Below are 17,110 nucleotides of genomic sequence, written 5' to 3'. Positions count from 1 at the left end.
CTATGAGCCTCAGAGTCATGCTCGAATGGTTTGAAAAACCTACCGGTTTCGGAGTGGGAGAAGAACTGTCAACTATATTTGAAGATGCTCATTCGATACTTGCTTCGCTTGAGCTAGAGAAAGACTATCAAATTTTCGATGGTGCTTACGATCTTAAGAAAAAGTGGATAGCGGTCCTACAACCTCACTTCAAACATGAGGTAAAACAAGACAACTATGACTATCAGATATCATTCCACCACCAGGGGCCTTGGCCATACTGAGTATGTACTGGTAGCGAGTGGCCGGTTCCGCGAAGGAGCCACATGGGACTCAAAGTGAGACTGGAATGGTTCGACAGAACCACAGAGTGGCTACGCGGAACGGAGCACTCGGCGGATTTAGGAGACGATTACTCCGTGATTTCCGAGCTCGGGTTGTCAGTAAACGAGGACGTCAATAACGGCATGTTTAAACTGCGGCAGGAGTGGTTATCACTGATCCAAGCGTACTTCTTTCATGAGATTACTTTTTCAGAAAACGACTACTTCATTGGGTTTGATTACGAACATGCACACGAGTGATACAGACTAAGAGCCCTTTCAACGAAGAACACTTCTCCTTTGTGTCTAAAACCCTGAAAAGCAAATGCCCCGACAAGTCAGGGCGTTTGCTTTCAGCTGGTGCAGGCAGCGTTTTCACACAGCCCGCATATTTTGCTTACTTTAACGCCGCTCCCGCCGGCGCCAACGCCGCTTCAGCACTGCGCTTATTCTTGATCCAATAACACACCGCCATAAACGCCACCCACACCGGGATCGCGTACACCGACACCTGAATCCCCGGGATCATCAGCATGATCACCAGGATAAACACCACGAACGCCAGGCACACATAGTTGCCGTACGGGTACCACAGCGCCTTGAACAGCGGCACCTGGCCGGTGCGTTTCATGTGCTGGCGGAACTTGAGGTGGGAAAAGCTGATCATCGCCCAGTTGATCACCAGCGTGGCCACCACCAGCGACATCAGCAGCTCCAACGCGTGTTGCGGGATGAAGTAGTTCATCAGCACCGCCACCAGGGTCACCGCCGCCGAGGCGAGGATCGAACGCACCGGCACGCCGCGCTTGTCGATCCTGGCCAGGGCCTTGGGCGCATCGCCTTGCTCGGCCATGCCCAGCAGCATGCGGCTGTTGCAGTAGGTGCCGCTGTTGTACACCGACAACGCCGCCGTCAACACCACGAAGTTGAGGATGTGTGCCGCGGTGTTGCTGCCCAGCATCGAGAACACCTGCACGAAGGGGCTGCCGCTGTAGGCGTCGCCGGACGCATTCAGCGTGGCCAGCAGGCTGTCCCAGGGCGTCAGCGACAACAGCACCACCAGGGCGCCGATGTAGAAAATCAGGATGCGATAGATCACCTGATTGATCGCCTTGGGGATCACGGTGCGTGGCTGATCGGCTTCGGCAGCGGTGAAACCGAGCATTTCCAGGCCGCCGAAGGAGAACATGATGATCGCCATGGCCATCACCAGGCCGCCGACGCCATGGGGGAAGAAGCCGCCGTGCTCCCACAGGTTGCTCACCGAGGCTTGCGGACCGCCGCTGCCGCTGACCAGCAGGTAGCTGCCCAAAGCGATCATGCCGACGATGGCCACCACCTTGATGATCGCGAACCAGAATTCGGCTTCGCCAAAGACTTTAACGTTGGCCAGGTTGATCAGGTTGATCAGCACGAAAAACGCCGCCGCCGAGACCCAGGTTGGAATCTCCGGCCACCAGTAATGCACGTATTTGCCGACAGCCGTCAGCTCGGACATGCCCACCAGAATGTACAGGATCCAGCAGTTCCAGCCCGACAGAAAGCCGGCGAAACCGCCCCAGTACTTGTGGGCAAAATGGCTGAAGGAACCGGCGACCGGCTCTTCCACGATCATTTCGCCGAGCTGGCGCATGATCATGAACGCAATGAAGCCGCAGATGGCATAACCCAGGATCATCGACGGCCCGGCGGATTTAAGCACGCCGGCCGAGCCCAAAAACAGGCCGGTGCCGATGGCGCCGCCCAGGGCGATCAACTGGATATGACGGTTTTTCAGGCCACGTTTCAGTTCGCCTGAAGAGGAATGGGGTCCACTCATGGAAAAGGTCTCACGCAAGGTTTGATGATGTTGAATGCACGTTGCTGCGTTGAATCTCTGCTCAAGCAGCGCCGCTCAAACCCCAGCGCAGGCACCAGGAGTACAGCGTTTTTCTAATGGTCATGCGTCACCTGTTTGTTTTTATCTGTGACGAAATCGAACCCGTCCGGCTCGTGGCCAGGCGGAGTGATCAGGGTGGGTGAACCCTGAGGTCTTGGCCTTTTGCGTAGGCACGCAACGGGCGTCACAGTAAAACGCGCGCATTGTACACGGCTCGACAGCCTGCGGCGGCCATCGCCTGACACGTGCGACGATCTGTCAGGCATTCCTTACAGGGTAAGAATGTTCAATATTGTCTCGATCAATACGTAAATTAATCGTTACAGCACGGAAATTCTGCGTTACAGCTGTAAATTTAATAGAAATTGACGGTAGGAAATTTCCTCAGAATTGGTGCTCGCAGCCTTTTGAATTTTCTCAAAAAAATAATCACGCAGAAAATCAGAACAAAAAATCCAAATGAGACCGTGTCAATAAATTTTTTGCATTCTGAAACACCCTCACCTAGGTTTCCCACTTGCCCAGCGATGCCGCTGGCAAGCCGTTCTCAAACAACGTCCTCTAGGAGATACACCATGCAAGTACTGGAAAACGACCTGGAAACCGAACTGCAACTCGACGATTGGTTTGAAGCGCCGACCCATGAGGCCGCCGTTGAAATGATGCAAGCCGACGCCGTTGTGCCGTTTGGCACCGCGATGTGGCCTTTCTAAGCCTCGACAGGCATCCGGCAGGTGCTGTGCACGGCACCTGCTTCCTTACCCAAGGCATACAAGGACACCCGTCATGGACAAGGCCCGCGCCGTCGAACATTTTCTCTACTACCTCGCCCATCACCCGGCCCTTAACGGCGTGAACTGCCCGACCGTGCTGCTGGGCCACACCGAACGCTACGACGCCATCGCACAGGCCATCACCCAAGGCAGCGCCGGCCGCTTCAATTTCCAAGTGCAGCGCCTGGACTTGACCGCCAGCGATGCCCTGGCCCAGGCCATCGACGCCTGTGACCTGTACCTGTTTCTGTACGACTCTTCCACGCTGCCCAACCCACGCGCAGAAGGCCCGGATTTTATTCGCGCCCTGCAAGACGTGATGGCCGAGCATTGGAAGAAGTCCCTGCTGTTCAAGGATTACGGCGACTATTTCTACGATACCTTCAGTGTCGAGCCCCAGCGCATCGCCGACCTCAACGCCACGCTGATCCGGCGTATGGGCCAGGCCAACGTGCTGAGCTTTACCGACAAGCACGGCTCACGCCTTGAAGCGCCGCTGAGCAGCATCAAGAAGTGGACGAATATTAACGGCGTCGGCAACCACGACCTGGCGCCCGGCGAGATTGCCACCCACAGTGAGGCGATCAATGGCCAGGTGCGATTCATCGGCACCTTTCTCAGCACCATCCCTTTTGCGCGCAAATACGGCGTGCTGCAATCGCCCCTGGAGCTGTGGATCGAGAACTCGACCATCTGCAGCGTGGCCAGCGACGTGCCGGGGCTGGCGGATGACTTCAACAAATACCTCAACGCCAACCCGTCCAACCGCCGTGTGGAGGAACTGGGGATCGGCACCAATGAAGGCGTCAAGGACCTCTACGCGCGCAATGCCGGTTTCGAGGAGCGCCATTGCGGTCTGCATCTGGGCCTGGGGGGTGGGCAGAAAGGCAGCCATCACCTGGATTTGATCTTTGCCAGCGGGGTGTTGGCGCTGGATGACAAACCCGTGTTCGATGGCAGATTTGCGTTCTAGCGCCAGCTGCAAGTCGGAAGCCACAAGCAAAAAAAAGCGCCAACCCGTAAGGGCTAGCGCTTCTTCTTACAGCTTGCAGCTAAAAACTTACCGCTGCCCTTAAGGCTTCTTACGACCAAACCCTGGACGCTGGCCGGAACCGGCCGGGGCGCCGCGACGCTTGCCCGACGGCTCGTCCGCCACCAGTTTAGGGCCGGGGCGCTTGTTCGCTGCCGGCTTGGCTGGGCGCTTGGTGCTGGCGCTGTCGGCCGGGCGATCGGCTTCACCACGGTTGCTGCGACCGCCGGCCGGGGCTGGCCGCGGAGTGCGTGGTGCACGCTCGCCTTCCTGGCGCGACGGTGCGGTCGGGCGACGCTCGCCTTCGATCTGCGGCTCGCGGGAGATACGCCCGCCGGTCGCCGGTGCATTGAGCGCCGGGCGCAGGGTGCGCGCCACACGTTCGGTACGCGCCACCGGACGCGACGATTTACGCTGCATACGCTCAAGCTTGTCTTTGCTCTTGGCGTTCATCTGCGGCATCGCCACCGGGGTCAGGCCGACTTCGGCGCTGAGAATATCGACTTCGTACTGGCTCATTTCGCGCCAGCGGCCCATCGGCAGGTCGGAGTTCAGGAACACCGGGCCGAAACGCACGCGCTTGAGGCGGCTGACCACCAGGCCCTGGGACTCCCACAGGCGACGTACTTCACGGTTACGGCCTTCCATTACCACGCAGTGGTACCAGTGGTTGAAACCTTCGCCGCCCGGAGCCTGCTTGATGTCGGTGAACTTGGCCGGGCCATCTTCCAGCACCACGCCGGCCTTGAGGCGTTCGATCATTTCGTCGTCGACTTCGCCACGCACACGCACGGCGTACTCACGGTCCATCTCGTAGGACGGGTGCATCAGGCGGTTGGCCAGCTCACCGTCGGTGGTGAACATCAGCAGGCCGGTGGTGTTGATGTCGAGACGACCGATGTTGATCCAGCGGCCTTCTTTGGGCTTGGGCATCTTGTCGAACACGGTCGGACGGCCTTCCGGGTCGTCACGGGTGCAGATCTCGCCATCGGGCTTGTTGTACATGATCACGCGGCGCACCGATTCGGCGGCCTCTTCACGCTTGATGACCTTGCCATCAATGGTGATTGCGTCGTGCAGGTCGACGCGCTGGCCAAGGGTGGCCTCGACGCCGTTGACCTTGATGCGCTTCTGGGTGATCCAGGCTTCGACGTCACGGCGCGAGCCCACGCCGATACGCGCCAGCACCTTCTGCAGTTTTTCGCCTGCTGGGCCGATTTCCTGGCTGTCGTTCTGGTCTTTGTCGTTCATCTTAAGCACCTCCCGGTGGGTCGATTCAGGCGTGGCCTGAAGGGTATTGAAAGCGGGGCTTTGGCCGAATAGCTCGGCAAAGGGTCGCGAATCATACGCGCATGGCGCGCATTGCGCATCAGAGACTAGTCGATTAGCGCCAGGTCATTTGCTTTTCCGCCGACCGGTGATGCCCAAAGCACCAGAGAACCGATGCGGGAGGGGGTTGCACCCACATTGGACCGTGTCAGTCTTCGAGCTGGCGGCGTTCGTTCTCGATGGCTTCGGCCAGGGCTCGGGCTTCGTCTTCTTCGTCGCTCAGGGGCGGCTGTTCGAGGGCGGCGACGGCGGCCAGGAGTTTTTCACGGGCTTGTGCCACGCCAAGGATATCTTCCTCAGGTTCAGGCTCGACCTCCACGCTCATCCGGGTTTCCGGCTCGGCCGCCCCATCACGCAGCAAATCATCAAAGTCGGTCTTGATGCCCTGCTCCATGTCGTCCAGTTCCAACAGCAAGGTATGGAAACTGGTCTCGTCCTTCGGCTCTTCCGGCTCGGCCGTGGCATCGGCCAGTTCCTGCAAACTCGCGGGCACCGGTGCGTCGTCGAAATCCAGAACCGGTTCGGCCTCCATTTCGCGCAATTCGGCAAGCGGCGGAAGGTCGTCGAGATTCTTCAGGTTGAAATGGTCCAGGAACACCTTGGTGGTGGCGAACATCGCCGGTTTTCCCGGTACGTCGCGGTAGCCGACGATGCGAATCCACTCACGCTCCAGCAATGTCTTGACGATATGGCTGTTGACTGCCACGCCGCGCACATCCTCGATCTCGCCACGGGTAATCGGCTGCCGATAGGCGATCAACGCCATGGTTTCCAGCATCGCCCGCGAGTAGCGCTGCGGGCGCTCTTCCCACAATCGGCCAACCCAGGGGGAAAATTTCTCACGGATCTGCAGGCGATAACCCGACGCCACTTCGCGCAGTTCAAAGGCCCGGCCGTCGCAGGATTTGCGCAGAATTTCCAGGGCCTTCTTGAACACCGGCGGCTCGGGGCGTTCGGCCTCTTCAAACAGTTCGAACAGGCGCTCCAGGGACTGCGGCTTACCCGAGGCCAGGAGAAAGGCCTCCAGCAGCGGCGCCAGTTCGCGGGGTTCAGTCAGATTCATCGTTTCAGCTCTTTATTCGGCTCGCGCCCGCACGTGGATAGCCGCAAAAGGCTCATTCTGGACCAGCTCGACCAAGGACTCCTTGACCAGTTCAAGGATCGCCATAAAGGTCACCACCACCCCCAGGCGCCCTTCTTCAGCGGTGAACAGCTCGACAAACGGCACGAAACCGCCGCCTTTAAGGCGTTCCAGCACATCGCTCATGCGTTCGCGGGTAGACAGCGCTTCGCGGCTGACCTGGTGGCTTTCAAACATGTCGCCACGGCGCAGCACCTCGGCCATGGACATCAGCAATTCCTCCAGGCTCACGTCCGGCAACAGCTTGCGCGCGCGGGCCTCGGGTGCGTCGAGCTTGGGCACCACCACGTCGCGGCCGACGCGGCTCAAACCGTCGATGCCCTCGGCGGCGGCCTTGAAGCGTTCGTACTCCTGCAGACGTCGGATCAGTTCGGCGCGCGGGTCATCCTCTTCGGCCTCCACTGTCTCCGAACGCGGCAGCAACATGCGCGATTTGATCTCGGCGAGCATGGCGGCCATCACCAGGTACTCGGCCGCCAGCTCCAGGCGCACCGACTGCATCAGCTCGACATAGCCCATGTACTGGCGGGTGATTTCCGCCACGGGGATGTCGAGGATATTAATGTTCTGCTTGCGAATCAGGTACAGCAGCAAGTCCAGCGGGCCTTCGAACGCTTCCAGGAACACTTCCAGCGCATCCGGCGGGATGTACAGGTCCAGCGGCATTTCCATGACCGCCTGGCCGTAGACCATGGCGAACGGCAGTTCCTGCTGGGCGCCTGCCTGGGGATCGACGGTTTCCACGGCCGACATTCAGGCCTCGGCCATGAAGGGCGCGGGGTCGCCGCAGCCGATCCGGATCACTTCCGGCTCGCCGTCTGCCAGATTGATCACGGTGGACGCCTTGGCGCCGCCGAAACCGCCGTCGATGATCAGGTCCACCTGTTTTTCCAGGAGCTGACGCATCTCGTACGGATCTTCCAGCGGCTCGGTCTCACCGGGCATGATCAGCGATACGCTCATCAGTGGCTCCCCCAGCTCGGCCAGCAGCGCCAGGGCAATCGGATGTTCCGGCACGCGAAGGCCGATGGTGCGCTTCTTGGGGTGCAGCAGCAGGCGCGGCACTTCGCGGGTAGCGTTGAGAATAAAGGTGTAAGGCCCCGGCGTGTGCGCCTTGAGCAGTCGAAACGTGCCGGTATCGACCTTGGCGAACAGGCCCAGTTGGGACAGGTCGCTGCAGATCAGCGCAAAGTTGTGCTTGTCGTCCAGCTGACGCAGGCGTCTGACACGCTCGACTGCGCTTTTGTCGCCGATCTGGCAACCGATCGCGTAGGACGAATCCGTTGGATAGATCACTACGCCGCCGGCGCGAATGATCTCCACGGCCTGTTTAATCAGGCGTGGCTGGGGGTTTTCCGGATGAATCTGGAAGAATTGACTCACGTGCTCTACCTGTTCAGACGGTGGCAATAATGGGGTCATGCTTGAATCGCCCCCACAAGAGCGGCAAATCTTCCGGGACGGGCCGATATTCGCCAATCTCGGACCAGCCGCCTGGGCCATGAAAATCACTGCCGGCACTGACCAGCAGACCAAATTCGCGGGCAAGAATCGCCAGGCTGCCGACCTGTTCGGCGGGTTGATGCCCGTTGACCACTTCGATGGCGTGGCCTCCCGCTCCAATATAGTCGCCAATCAGTTTGCGACGTTTGCTGCGGGTGAAATCATAATGCCAGGGATGCGCCAGGCTGACCCAGGCACCGGAGGCCCGCAGTGTGTCGACGGTGTCCTCCAGGGTTGGCCAGTGTTGCTTGACGTCACCCAGCTTACCGGCGCCCAGCCATTTACGAAAAGCTTCGGCCCGGTCTCGCACAAACCCTTCGCGCACCATCCAGTCGGCAAAATGCGGACGGGCCGGTGCGTTGCCGCTGTCGCCCAGTTCCTGCTGGATGGCTCGCGCACCGTCGAGGGCGTTAGGCATGCCTTTAAGGCTGAGCTTGCGGCTTATTTCTTCGGACCGCAGCCAGCGCCCATCGTGCAAATCGGCGATGGCCTTGACCAGCGGCGCGGCCTGCTGATCGAAACCGTAGCCCAGTACATGAATAGTGGCGCCACCCCAGGTGCAGGACAATTCCACGCCGTTGACCAGTTGCATGCCCAGGGCCTGGGCCGCCGCGCGGGCTTCGTCGAGGCCTTCAAGGGTGTCGTGGTCGGTCAACGCCAGGACTCGCACCCCGTGCTCATATGCCCGCGCAACCAGTACCGCGGGCGCCAGGGCGCCGTCGGAGGCCGTGCTGTGGCAGTGCAAATCAACATTCACGGGGGTGTGTAACCTCAAGTCAGGTGGCGCTTTCGCTGCCAAGGATGTTTGTTATTATGCCGACACATCCAGCTTCTGGCTCTTACTGTGAAACAATTCATCGACTTCATCCCGCTGTTGCTGTTTTTCATCGTTTACAAACTCGACCCCAGGGTCATCGATATCGCCGGCCATGAGCTGACCGTCGGAGGCATCTACAGCGCCACCGCAGTACTGATCATCAGCTCCATTGTGGTCTACGGCGCCCTCTTCATCTCCCAGCGCAAACTGGAAAAAAGCCAATGGCTGACCCTGGTCGCGTGCCTGGTCTTCGGCAGCCTGACCCTGGCTTTCCACAGCGAAACCTTCTTGAAATGGAAAGCCCCGGTGGTGAACTGGCTGTTCGCCCTGGCGTTCATCGGTAGCCACTTCATCGGCGATCGGCTGCTGATCAAGCGGATCATGGGCCATGCGCTGACCCTGCCGGAGCCGGTCTGGGCCCGCTTGAACGTGGCGTGGATTGCGTTTTTCATCTTCTGTGGGGCCGCCAACCTGTTTGTGGCCTTCACATTCCAGGATTACTGGGTCGACTTCAAAGTGTTCGGCAGCCTGGGCATGACCGTGCTGTTCCTGATCGGCCAGGGCATCTACCTCTCGCGCCATCTGCATGACACCGACCCCACCACGCCGAAAACCGAGGACTGACATGCTCTACGCCATCATTGCCACCGATGTTGCCCACTCCCTGGAAAAACGCATGTCCGTGCGCCCGGCCCATGTCGAACGCCTCAAGCAACTGCAGGCCGAAGGGCGTATGGTGCTGGCCGGCCCGCACCCGGCCATCGAGAGCAATGACCCAGGCGAGGCCGGTTTTACCGGCAGCCTGATCGTCGCCGAGTTCCCAACCCTGGCTGAAGCCAGGGCCTGGGCCGACGCCGACCCATACGTCGCGGCGGGCGTCTATGACAGCGTGGTGATCAAGCCTTTCAAGCAAGTCCTGCCTTAACCTGCAGGCGTGCCGAACCTATTGCGTTCGGCACACTCCTAATTGCTCATTATTCCCGGTAACCTGCCGACAACTTTCTGAATATTCGTGTGGAATCAGGAGTTCCGATGCGCTTACGTCAGTTGTGTCTGTTGGCAGTGTTAATGATCGGGGCCAAGGCCCACGCGGAAGACCCCTCAAACACCGGCGGCTCCACGCCTTTGTCCTTGAGTGCCGGCGCCCAGATCACCGAGTTGCAGCAACGCTTGAAAGACAGCGAACGGCAGCGTGAAGAACTGAGCAAGCAACTGCAAAGCGCGGATGCGACCCGCGAAAGCGCCCAACTGAGCCGCCTTCGCCAAGAGAACCAACGCCTGGCCCAGCAACTCAAAGACGCACAGGGCGGCGGCTTGACCCGATGGCTGACCGAGCAACAACAGTGGTTTGTCACCGGCGGCGCCGTCGCTCTGATTGCCCTGTTGTGCGGGATCTTCGCCAGCGGCGGGCACCGGCGTCGTCGACAATGGCTAAATTGAGTGAGTCATGAGCGAGCTGTTACTGATAGATGATGACCAGGAGCTCTGCGAGCTGCTGACCAGTTGGTTGAGCCAGGAAGGCTTCCAGGTGCGTGCGTGTCACGATGGCCTGAGTGCGCGCAAGGCCTTGGCCGACAGCGCCCCGGCTGCCGTGGTGCTGGACGTGATGCTGCCCGACGGCAGCGGCCTGGAATTGCTCAAGCAGTTACGCACCGACCACCCGGAGTTGCCGGTGCTGATGCTTTCGGCGCGTGGCGAACCGCTGGACCGCATCCTCGGTCTGGAGCTGGGCGCCGATGATTATCTGGCCAAACCCTGCGACCCTCGGGAACTGACTGCACGCCTGCGCGCCGTGCTGCGCCGCAGTCACCCGGCCGCCGTGTCGACCCAGCTCGAACTGGGCGACCTGTGTTTCAGCCCGGTGCGCGGCGTGGTCAGCATCGATGAACAGGAATTCACCCTCACCGTTTCCGAGAGCCGCCTGCTCGAAGCCCTGCTTCGCCAGCCCGGCGAGCCGTTGGACAAACAGGAACTGGCGCAGATCGCCCTGGGCCGCAAGCTCACCCTGTACGACCGCAGCCTGGATATGCACGTGAGCAACCTGCGCAAAAAGATCGGCCCGCACCCTGATGGCCGGCCACGCATCGTGGCATTGCGCAGCCGTGGCTATTACTACAGCCTGTAGATTAAAAAGCCCGGCATGTTGGCCGGGCATTTACTCACTGTTCATCTCAATTGTTTTTCATCGCGTCCGTAGTGGCTTTTATTATTGCCTTGGCAGCCTCGACGCTGATGGGCAACGGTGCCTGTAAATCATCCTGGTCAGCTTTGGGCCGATGGTGGAAATAGCGCAACAGTGCAATAAGCAGCAGCGTAGGCACTGTAGAGAGGGACACGATGATCGGAATATCTCCCGCGCTGTGCGGGCGAACGGCGGCGAAGAAATACCAGACACCGGCTGAGATTCGAATATTCCCAAGAAAGACGAAGCCCAGCAGCGCCAGGTAAAACAATAGGATTAACGCGACAGTCACATTGGTCAGGCGCTTTTCCCACCTGAATCGCCAGGCTTCTCTTCTCAAATAGTCACTGATCAGGCCAGGATTATCAGCCTCGCCGCCAGACAGATCGTCGCTGCTATCAATCATAAAAGCCCAATCGCCTTGAGCCGGAACTCCATCGCAGCCGTAGAGACCCCGAACGCACTGGCCAACTTTGCGATATCGGTGATTCGCTGCTCAATGACCATATGTTTGACCAATGCCGCCGGCATCAGGAGCGCTGCGGCAAAGCGGTTGGCCGCCACTTCCCTGGGGTCCCGCGACTTGGCGCTGAACTGCTCCGAGGTGTCTCGCGGCGCGTCCAGATCGCCATATACGTGGTGGCCGATCTCATGCGCAATAGTGAAACGTTGCCTGACCGGAGCGTCCATGAAGTTATAGGTAATCAGCGGGTTGCCACCGCGAAAAGAATAATGCCCGCTTTCAGTGGCACGCCACTTTTCGGGCTCATCCGGGGTAAGCGCCTCAACTTCTATTCCCATCGCCTCGGCAATGTTCTTTGGACTTACCGGCAAGCGACCATCCCAGTGAGCGCGCAGGACGTCGTCTGCAGTTCTGTACTCCATACGCCTCCCTTATAAGTTTAGAACTCAACATTTTGGTGGGTTGAATTGAGGGCAAATGTTGCATAGGGCCAAGCCCTCGTCAAATTGTAGTTGACACAAGTACAAGCATTCGTTCCTGCAATATTTAGTTTAACTGTATATGCATACAGCCCAGGCGCCGAAGTATGCCCGTATTCATGACGAACGTGGCAGCGCTGTTACAAAAGAGCACGCTTAAGTTATGTCAGCGCCCATCGTATGGCTCTTTACCGAAGCTTTACCCACACCTGACCGCCGCTGACCTTGGTCTGCGTAACCTACTCACATCCGGATTCACCGGAATAGAGACAGGAGAATCACCATGCGCAAGACCCTTATCGCTTTGATGTTCGCCGCAGCCCTGCCCACTGTCGCCATGGCCATGCCGGAAGGCCCGACACCAGGCCCGATGGGCGGCCCTGAAGGCCACATGATGGGTGGCCCGGGTCACGGCGAACACGGTCCGCGCGGCAAAGGCGGTCCGTTCAGCCAACTGGACCTGAGCAAAGAACAGCGTGAGCAGATCGGCAAGCTGATGGGCGATCAATGGCACGCTCGCAAGGATCTGGTCAAAAAGTACCTGGCCAAACTCCCGGCCGCCGACCAGAAAGCCATGCAGGATGAAATCGATGCCGGGCGTCAGAAAACCCAGGCCGATATCCGTAACCTGCTCAAGCCCGACCAGCAGAAGAAGTACGACGAGATCGTCAAGAAACAAGCCGAGCGTCGGGCCGAGTGGCAGCAATTCCAGGCCTGGAAAGCGCAACAGCCGCAAAAAGCGCAATAATGCTCTGGCGTTAATCTCCCAGCCCAGTGGCCCACGCCACTGGGCTTTTCCTGTTTGAGGGTGTCCTGTGCGTTCATTGTTCTGGCGGATCCTGGCGAGTTTCTGGCTGGCCATCGCCCTGGTTGCCGGTTTGTCGATCCTGCTGGGGCACATGCTCAATCAGGATGCATGGATTCTCAGCCGCCACCCTGGCCTCAACAACCTGGCCCAGGAGTGGACCCAACTCTACGAGGCCCAGGGCGAGGACGCGGCCCAGGAGTTGCTGCAGCAACGCAAGCGCCAGTATCACATTGATGTGCAAGTGCTGAACGAAAGCGGCGACCCGGTGGTGCGCGGCACCTTTCCGCGTCGCGCCGCGGCGTTCGAAGCCCGGCAAAACGACAGCAAGGACGGCCACCTGCCCTGGCGCCGCCTGACCGCCGAGTACACCAGCGACAAAACCGGCGACACCTATTTGCTGATCTACCGCATTCCTCATCCGGAACTCGACGAATGGCATCGCAGCAGTCTGGCCTGGCCCTTGAGCGCCCTGGCCATCGCCCTGGTGGTGCTGACGCTGTTCAGCCTGTTCGTCACCTTGTCCATTACCCGTCCGCTCAGCCGCCTGCGCGGCGCGGTACACGACCTGGGCCAGGCCACCTACCAACAGAACAGCCTGGCGCGCCTGGCCAATCGGCGCGATGAATTCGGCGTATTGGCCACCGACTTCAACCGCATGGGCGCCCGCCTGCAAAGCTTGATCGGCAGCCAGCGCCAGTTGTTGCGCGACGTGTCCCACGAACTGCGCTCGCCCCTGGCGCGTCTGCGTATCGCCCTGGCCCTGGCCGAACGCGCCAGCCCCGAAGAACGCGAGCGACTCTGGCCGCGCCTGACGCGCGAATGCGACCGCCTGGAGGCGCTGATCAGCGAGATTCTGGTATTGGCCCGCGTTGACGCCGACAACGCCAGCGCCGAAGAGGTGGACCTCAACACGTTGCTCAAAACCTTGCAAAAAGATGCCCAGCTCAGCGCACCCGACCAAGTGGTACGCCTGACCACCGACGCCGACCTGCACCTCAAGGGCTGGCCGACCATGATCGAGCGGGCGGTGGATAACCTGCTGCGCAATGCCCAGCGCTTCAACCCTGCGGGCCAGCCCATCGAATTACAGGCCCAGCGTCTGGGTGAGCGCATTGTGATCAGCGTGCGCGACCACGGCCCCGGGGTTGATGCCGAACACCTGAGCCAACTGGGCGAGCCGTTCTACCGCGCCCCAGGCCAGACCGCCCAGGGCCACGGGCTGGGCCTGGCGATCGCACGGCGAGCGGCGGAACGCCACGGCGGCAGCCTGGAGCTGGCCAATCACCCGACCGGCGGCTTTATCGCCAGCCTCGACCTGCCGCTGCAACCCGGGGTTGTCACACCCGCCGGCTGATCTTCTATAGTGGTCCTTCTCCCGGAGGGCCTTTGATGACTGACCTGCTGACTTCCATCCAAGCCGCGCTCGATCTACCGCAAACGCCGCTGCCTCTGACCGGCGCCGGCGCCCTGCCCTCGGCCTTCGCCGTGACCGACCTGGCCTGCGCCAGCCTCGGCGCCGCCGGCCAGGCCGTGGCCGAGCTGATCCGGCAACAGACCGGACGCCTGCCCGACGTCAGCGTGGACCGACGTCTGGCGTCCTGGTGGTTCTCGTCCTCACTACGCCCGCTGGGCTGGCATGTGCCGCCGCTGTGGGACCCGGTGGCCGGCGATTACGCCAGCGCCGACGGCTGGATTCGTCTGCACACCAACGCGCCCCATCACCGTGCCGCCGCCGAGCAGGTGCTGGGCCAGGTCCGTGATCGCACCGAGATGGCCGGCAAGGTCGCCGCCTGGAAGGCCGCGGAACTGGAGCAGGCAATGGTCGAGGCCGGCGGTTGTGCCGCGCAGATGCGTACCGGGTCGGCCTGGCAGCAACATCCCCAAGGGCAGGCGGTGAATGCCGAGGCGCTGGTGCAGCGTCAGACGTTTGCGGCCACCACGGCCAAACCCTGGCGCGGCTCGGTGGCCCGCCCGCTGGCAGGGCTCAAGGTGCTGGACCTGACCCACGTCCTGGCCGGCCCGGTGGCCAGTCGCTTCCTGGCCGGGCTGGGGGCGGATGTGCTGCGCATCGACTCGCCGACCTGGGACGAACCGGGCGTGGTGCCGGAAATGACTCTGGGCAAACGCTGCGCGCGGCTGGATTTGAAAACCCAGGATGGTCGGCAGCTGTTCGAAGCCTTGCTCAAGGACGCCGACCTTTTGTTCCACGGTTATCGCGCCGACGCCCTCGAACGCTTGGGCTACAGCGCCGACAGCCTGCAACGCCTGGCCCCCGGCCTGATCGACGTGAGCCTTAACGCCTATGGCTGGAGCGGCCCATGGCGCAACCGCCGCGGCTTCGACAGCCTGGTGCAGATGAGCTGCGGCATCGCCGAGGCGGGCATGGCCTGGCAACAGGCGGACAAACCGATGCCGTTGCCAGTGCAGGCGCTGGACCACGGCACCGGCTACCTCATGGCCGCCAGCGCGCTGCAGGCATTGCGCGAACGCTTGCAGTCCGGACGTGGTGGATCGGCGCGCTTGTCCCTGGCGCGTACGGCAAAGCTGCTGATGGAAGCAGGGCAAGCGCCGCAGGAACCGGCGCTGAGGCCCGAGGAGCCAGGCGACCTGGGGCTGCTGGTCGAACACACCCATTGGGGCCCGGCGCACCGGCTGCTGCCCCCCGTGAGCATCAACGGCACACCGCTGCAATGGGATCGGCCGGCCGTAGAATTGGGTTCACATCGGCCACAGTGGTGATCGACCGTCCAGGCGTACGGCTGCCCGTCACAATGACAATACCCCGCTGTATAACCCGTATGCCGCCAGGCCCGCGCCGGCGATCACGCAGCTGAAAATGCCTTTTTCCACGTGGGTAAACAACGGTAGAGCCTGTTCGCGCTTGGCCAGGGCGAACAGGATCACACCGGGCGCGTAGAGCAACGCCGACAACAGCAGGTACTTCAGACCTCCGGCATACAGCAGCCAGATCGCATAACCGAGGGCGATCAGGCCGATAAGCAAGTCTTTGAGGCGCTCGCGGGGCGCGTCTTGATAGGTCTCGCCGCGCCCGCTCAGCAACACTGCGTACGCCGCCGACCACAGGTACGGCACCAGAATCATCGAAGAAGCCAGGTAGATCAGCTTGGTGTAGGTGCTGTGGGAAAACAGCGTGATCACCAGGAATGCCTGGATCATCAGGTTGGTCAGCCACAGCGCGTTGACCGGCACCTGGTTGGCGTTTTCCTTTTTGAGGAACGCCGGCATGGTCTTGTCATGGGCCGTGGCGTACAGAATTTCCGCGCACAACAGTGCCCAGGACAGCAACGCACCGAGCAGCGACACTGCCAGCCCGACGCTGATCAACAGCGCGCCCCACGGCCCGACGATGCGCTCAAGCACCCCGGCCAGCGACGGGTTCTGCAGCCCCGCCAACTCCGGCTGGCTCATGATACCCAGGGACAGCACATTCACCAGCACTAACAGCGCCAGCACGCCGAGAAAACCGATCACCGTGGCTCGCCCTACGTCGGCACGTTTCTCGGCCCGCGCCGAATACACGCTGGCGCCTTCAATGCCGATAAACACAAACACGGTGACCAGCATCATGTTGCGCACCTGCTCCACCACCCCGCCGATCTGCGGGTTGCCCAGGCCCCAGATATCCCGGGTGAACACGTCAGCCTTGAACGCCACGGCGGCGATCACGATAAACATCAGCAGCGGGACGATTTTTGCGATGGTGGTGATCTGGTTGATGAACGCCGCTTCCTTGATGCCGCGCAGCACCAGGAAATGCACAGCCCACAGCAACAACGAGGCGCAGCCGATGGCCACCGGGGTGTTGCCCTGACCGAAGACCGGGAAGAAATAGCCGAGGGTGCTGAACAGCAAGACGAAGTAGCCGACGTTACCCATCCAGGCGCTGATCCAGTAACCCCAGGCCGATGAAAAGCCCATGTAGTCGCCAAAGCCGGCCTTGGCGTAGGCATACACCCCGGAGTCCAGCTCCGGTTTGCGGTTGGCCAGGGTCTGGAACACGAAGGCCAGGGTCAGCATGCCCACGGCAGTGATCGCCCAGCCGATCAACACCGCGCCCACTTCGGCACGTGCCGCCATGTTCTGCGGCAACGAGAAAATTCCCCCACCGATCATGGACCCCACCACCAACGCGATCAGGCCGCTGAGGCGAAGTTTCTCGCTTGTTTGAGACATGAGTACTCCTGACTGAATAACCACTTGAGTCGACAACTGTGCATCCAACTTAATTTAACTAAGCGAGTGTAGCGCTTGTTTACGGCGCCACTATTTCGCCATGCTCATAACGCAAGCGCATGACAGATGTTCGAGTTTAGGCTTATTTAGAATTTAAATACGGCGCACACTTTAAATCATTGCGCGCTTGTTCGCGGTCAGCGTCGAAAA

The 17,110-nt window shown here is 60.6% G+C and carries 20 protein-coding genes; 11 read left to right on the top strand and 9 right to left on the bottom strand.

Annotation, left to right across the window (positions count from 1 at the left end):
• Positions 1–2: 2 nt before the first annotated feature.
• Together G7025_RS15825 and G7025_RS15820 are read left to right on the top strand one after the other, a co-directional pair.
• Positions 3–263, top strand: coding sequence for a colicin E3-like toxin immunity protein (locus G7025_RS15825; RefSeq protein WP_181080093.1), 261 nt, complete (start codon positions 3–5; stop codon positions 261–263).
• A 42-nt stretch (positions 264–305) separates the two neighbouring features.
• Positions 306–563, top strand: coding sequence for a colicin E3-like toxin immunity protein (locus tag G7025_RS15820; RefSeq protein WP_181080092.1), 258 nt, complete (start codon positions 306–308; stop codon positions 561–563).
• A 136-nt stretch (positions 564–699) separates the two neighbouring features.
• Here G7025_RS15820 and G7025_RS15815 read toward each other — a convergent pair whose 3' ends face one another.
• Entirely contained in the window at positions 700–2,121 is a 1,422-nt protein-coding gene (locus G7025_RS15815; RefSeq protein ID WP_181080091.1) for an amino acid permease, read from the bottom strand.
• Between the two features lie 635 nt (positions 2,122–2,756).
• Here G7025_RS15815 and G7025_RS15810 point away from each other — a divergent pair.
• Both G7025_RS15810 and G7025_RS15805 read left to right on the top strand, forming a co-directional pair.
• Positions 2,757–2,894 (top strand): hypothetical protein, encoded by a 138-nt coding sequence (locus tag G7025_RS15810; protein WP_034100099.1) that lies wholly within the window; start codon positions 2,757–2,759, stop codon positions 2,892–2,894.
• Between the two features lie 73 nt (positions 2,895–2,967).
• Complete coding sequence (locus G7025_RS15805) at positions 2,968–3,927, top strand: leucyl aminopeptidase (protein WP_181080090.1); 960 nt, start codon at positions 2,968–2,970, stop codon at positions 3,925–3,927.
• Positions 3,928–4,026: 99 nt separating this feature from the next.
• On the opposite strand, the gene rluB is transcribed toward G7025_RS15805, so the two are convergent.
• From rluB to G7025_RS15780, 5 genes are all read right to left on the bottom strand, one after another.
• Positions 4,027–5,235, bottom strand: a complete 1,209-nt coding sequence (rluB, locus tag G7025_RS15800) for a 23S rRNA pseudouridine(2605) synthase RluB (RefSeq protein ID WP_181080089.1) — start codon at positions 5,233–5,235, stop codon at positions 4,027–4,029.
• 226 nt (positions 5,236–5,461) lie between these two features.
• Entirely contained in the window at positions 5,462–6,376 is a 915-nt protein-coding gene (gene scpB / locus G7025_RS15795) for an SMC-Scp complex subunit ScpB (protein ID WP_181080088.1), read from the bottom strand.
• A gap of 12 nt (positions 6,377–6,388) precedes the next feature.
• Positions 6,389–7,087: a segregation and condensation protein A gene (locus G7025_RS15790; RefSeq protein ID WP_164365898.1), complete on the bottom strand. Its 699-nt coding sequence runs from the start codon at positions 7,085–7,087 to the stop codon at positions 6,389–6,391.
• 120 nt (positions 7,088–7,207) lie between these two features.
• Complete coding sequence (locus G7025_RS15785; protein ID WP_181080087.1) at positions 7,208–7,837, bottom strand: L-threonylcarbamoyladenylate synthase; 630 nt, start codon at positions 7,835–7,837, stop codon at positions 7,208–7,210.
• Positions 7,838–7,850: 13 nt separating this feature from the next.
• Positions 7,851–8,714 carry a PHP domain-containing protein gene (locus tag G7025_RS15780; protein ID WP_181080086.1) on the bottom strand — a complete coding sequence of 288 codons (864 nt, stop codon included), beginning with the start codon at positions 8,712–8,714 and terminating at the stop codon, positions 7,851–7,853.
• A gap of 87 nt (positions 8,715–8,801) precedes the next feature.
• Between G7025_RS15780 and G7025_RS15775 the strand changes: the two genes are divergently transcribed.
• The 4 genes from G7025_RS15775 (at position 8,802) to G7025_RS15760 (ending at position 10,899) form a co-directional block, all read left to right on the top strand.
• Complete coding sequence (locus G7025_RS15775; protein ID WP_181080085.1) at positions 8,802–9,398, top strand: septation protein A; 597 nt, start codon at positions 8,802–8,804, stop codon at positions 9,396–9,398.
• 1 nt (position 9,399) lies between these two features.
• Complete coding sequence (locus tag G7025_RS15770; RefSeq protein WP_181080084.1) at positions 9,400–9,699, top strand: YciI family protein; 300 nt, start codon at positions 9,400–9,402, stop codon at positions 9,697–9,699.
• A gap of 107 nt (positions 9,700–9,806) precedes the next feature.
• The gene (locus tag G7025_RS15765; RefSeq protein WP_181080083.1) at positions 9,807–10,214 is read left to right on the top strand and encodes a translation initiation factor 2; all 408 of its coding nucleotides are present in this window, start codon (positions 9,807–9,809) and stop codon (positions 10,212–10,214) included.
• A gap of 7 nt (positions 10,215–10,221) precedes the next feature.
• The gene (locus tag G7025_RS15760; protein WP_181080082.1) at positions 10,222–10,899 is read left to right on the top strand and encodes a response regulator transcription factor; all 678 of its coding nucleotides are present in this window, start codon (positions 10,222–10,224) and stop codon (positions 10,897–10,899) included.
• 46 nt (positions 10,900–10,945) lie between these two features.
• Here G7025_RS15760 and G7025_RS15755 read toward each other — a convergent pair whose 3' ends face one another.
• Both G7025_RS15755 and G7025_RS15750 read right to left on the bottom strand, forming a co-directional pair.
• Complete coding sequence (locus G7025_RS15755; protein WP_181080081.1) at positions 10,946–11,362, bottom strand: hypothetical protein; 417 nt, start codon at positions 11,360–11,362, stop codon at positions 10,946–10,948.
• Complete coding sequence (locus G7025_RS15750) at positions 11,359–11,841, bottom strand: ImmA/IrrE family metallo-endopeptidase (protein ID WP_181080080.1); 483 nt, start codon at positions 11,839–11,841, stop codon at positions 11,359–11,361. Before G7025_RS15750 ends, G7025_RS15755 begins: the two co-directional genes overlap by 4 nt.
• A 340-nt stretch (positions 11,842–12,181) precedes the next feature.
• Between G7025_RS15750 and G7025_RS15745 the strand changes: the two genes are divergently transcribed.
• From G7025_RS15745 to G7025_RS15735, 3 genes are all read left to right on the top strand, one after another.
• Positions 12,182–12,646, top strand: a complete 465-nt coding sequence (locus G7025_RS15745; RefSeq protein WP_181080079.1) for an LTXXQ domain protein — start codon at positions 12,182–12,184, stop codon at positions 12,644–12,646.
• Between the two features lie 67 nt (positions 12,647–12,713).
• Entirely contained in the window at positions 12,714–14,060 is a 1,347-nt protein-coding gene (locus tag G7025_RS15740) for a sensor histidine kinase (RefSeq protein WP_181080078.1), read from the top strand.
• 35 nt (positions 14,061–14,095) lie between these two features.
• Complete coding sequence (locus tag G7025_RS15735) at positions 14,096–15,445, top strand: CoA transferase (protein WP_181080077.1); 1,350 nt, start codon at positions 14,096–14,098, stop codon at positions 15,443–15,445.
• A gap of 27 nt (positions 15,446–15,472) precedes the next feature.
• On the opposite strand, the gene arcD is transcribed toward G7025_RS15735, so the two are convergent.
• Entirely contained in the window at positions 15,473–16,900 is a 1,428-nt protein-coding gene (gene arcD, locus G7025_RS15730) for an arginine-ornithine antiporter (RefSeq protein ID WP_181080076.1), read from the bottom strand.
• Positions 16,901–17,110: the final 210 nt, after the last annotated feature.

The organism is Pseudomonas lurida (assembly GCF_013522705.1).
Classification (GTDB): Bacteria; Pseudomonadota; Gammaproteobacteria; order Pseudomonadales; family Pseudomonadaceae; genus Aquipseudomonas; species Aquipseudomonas quebecensis.
This window is presented reverse-complemented; position numbering and strand designations above follow the sequence as displayed.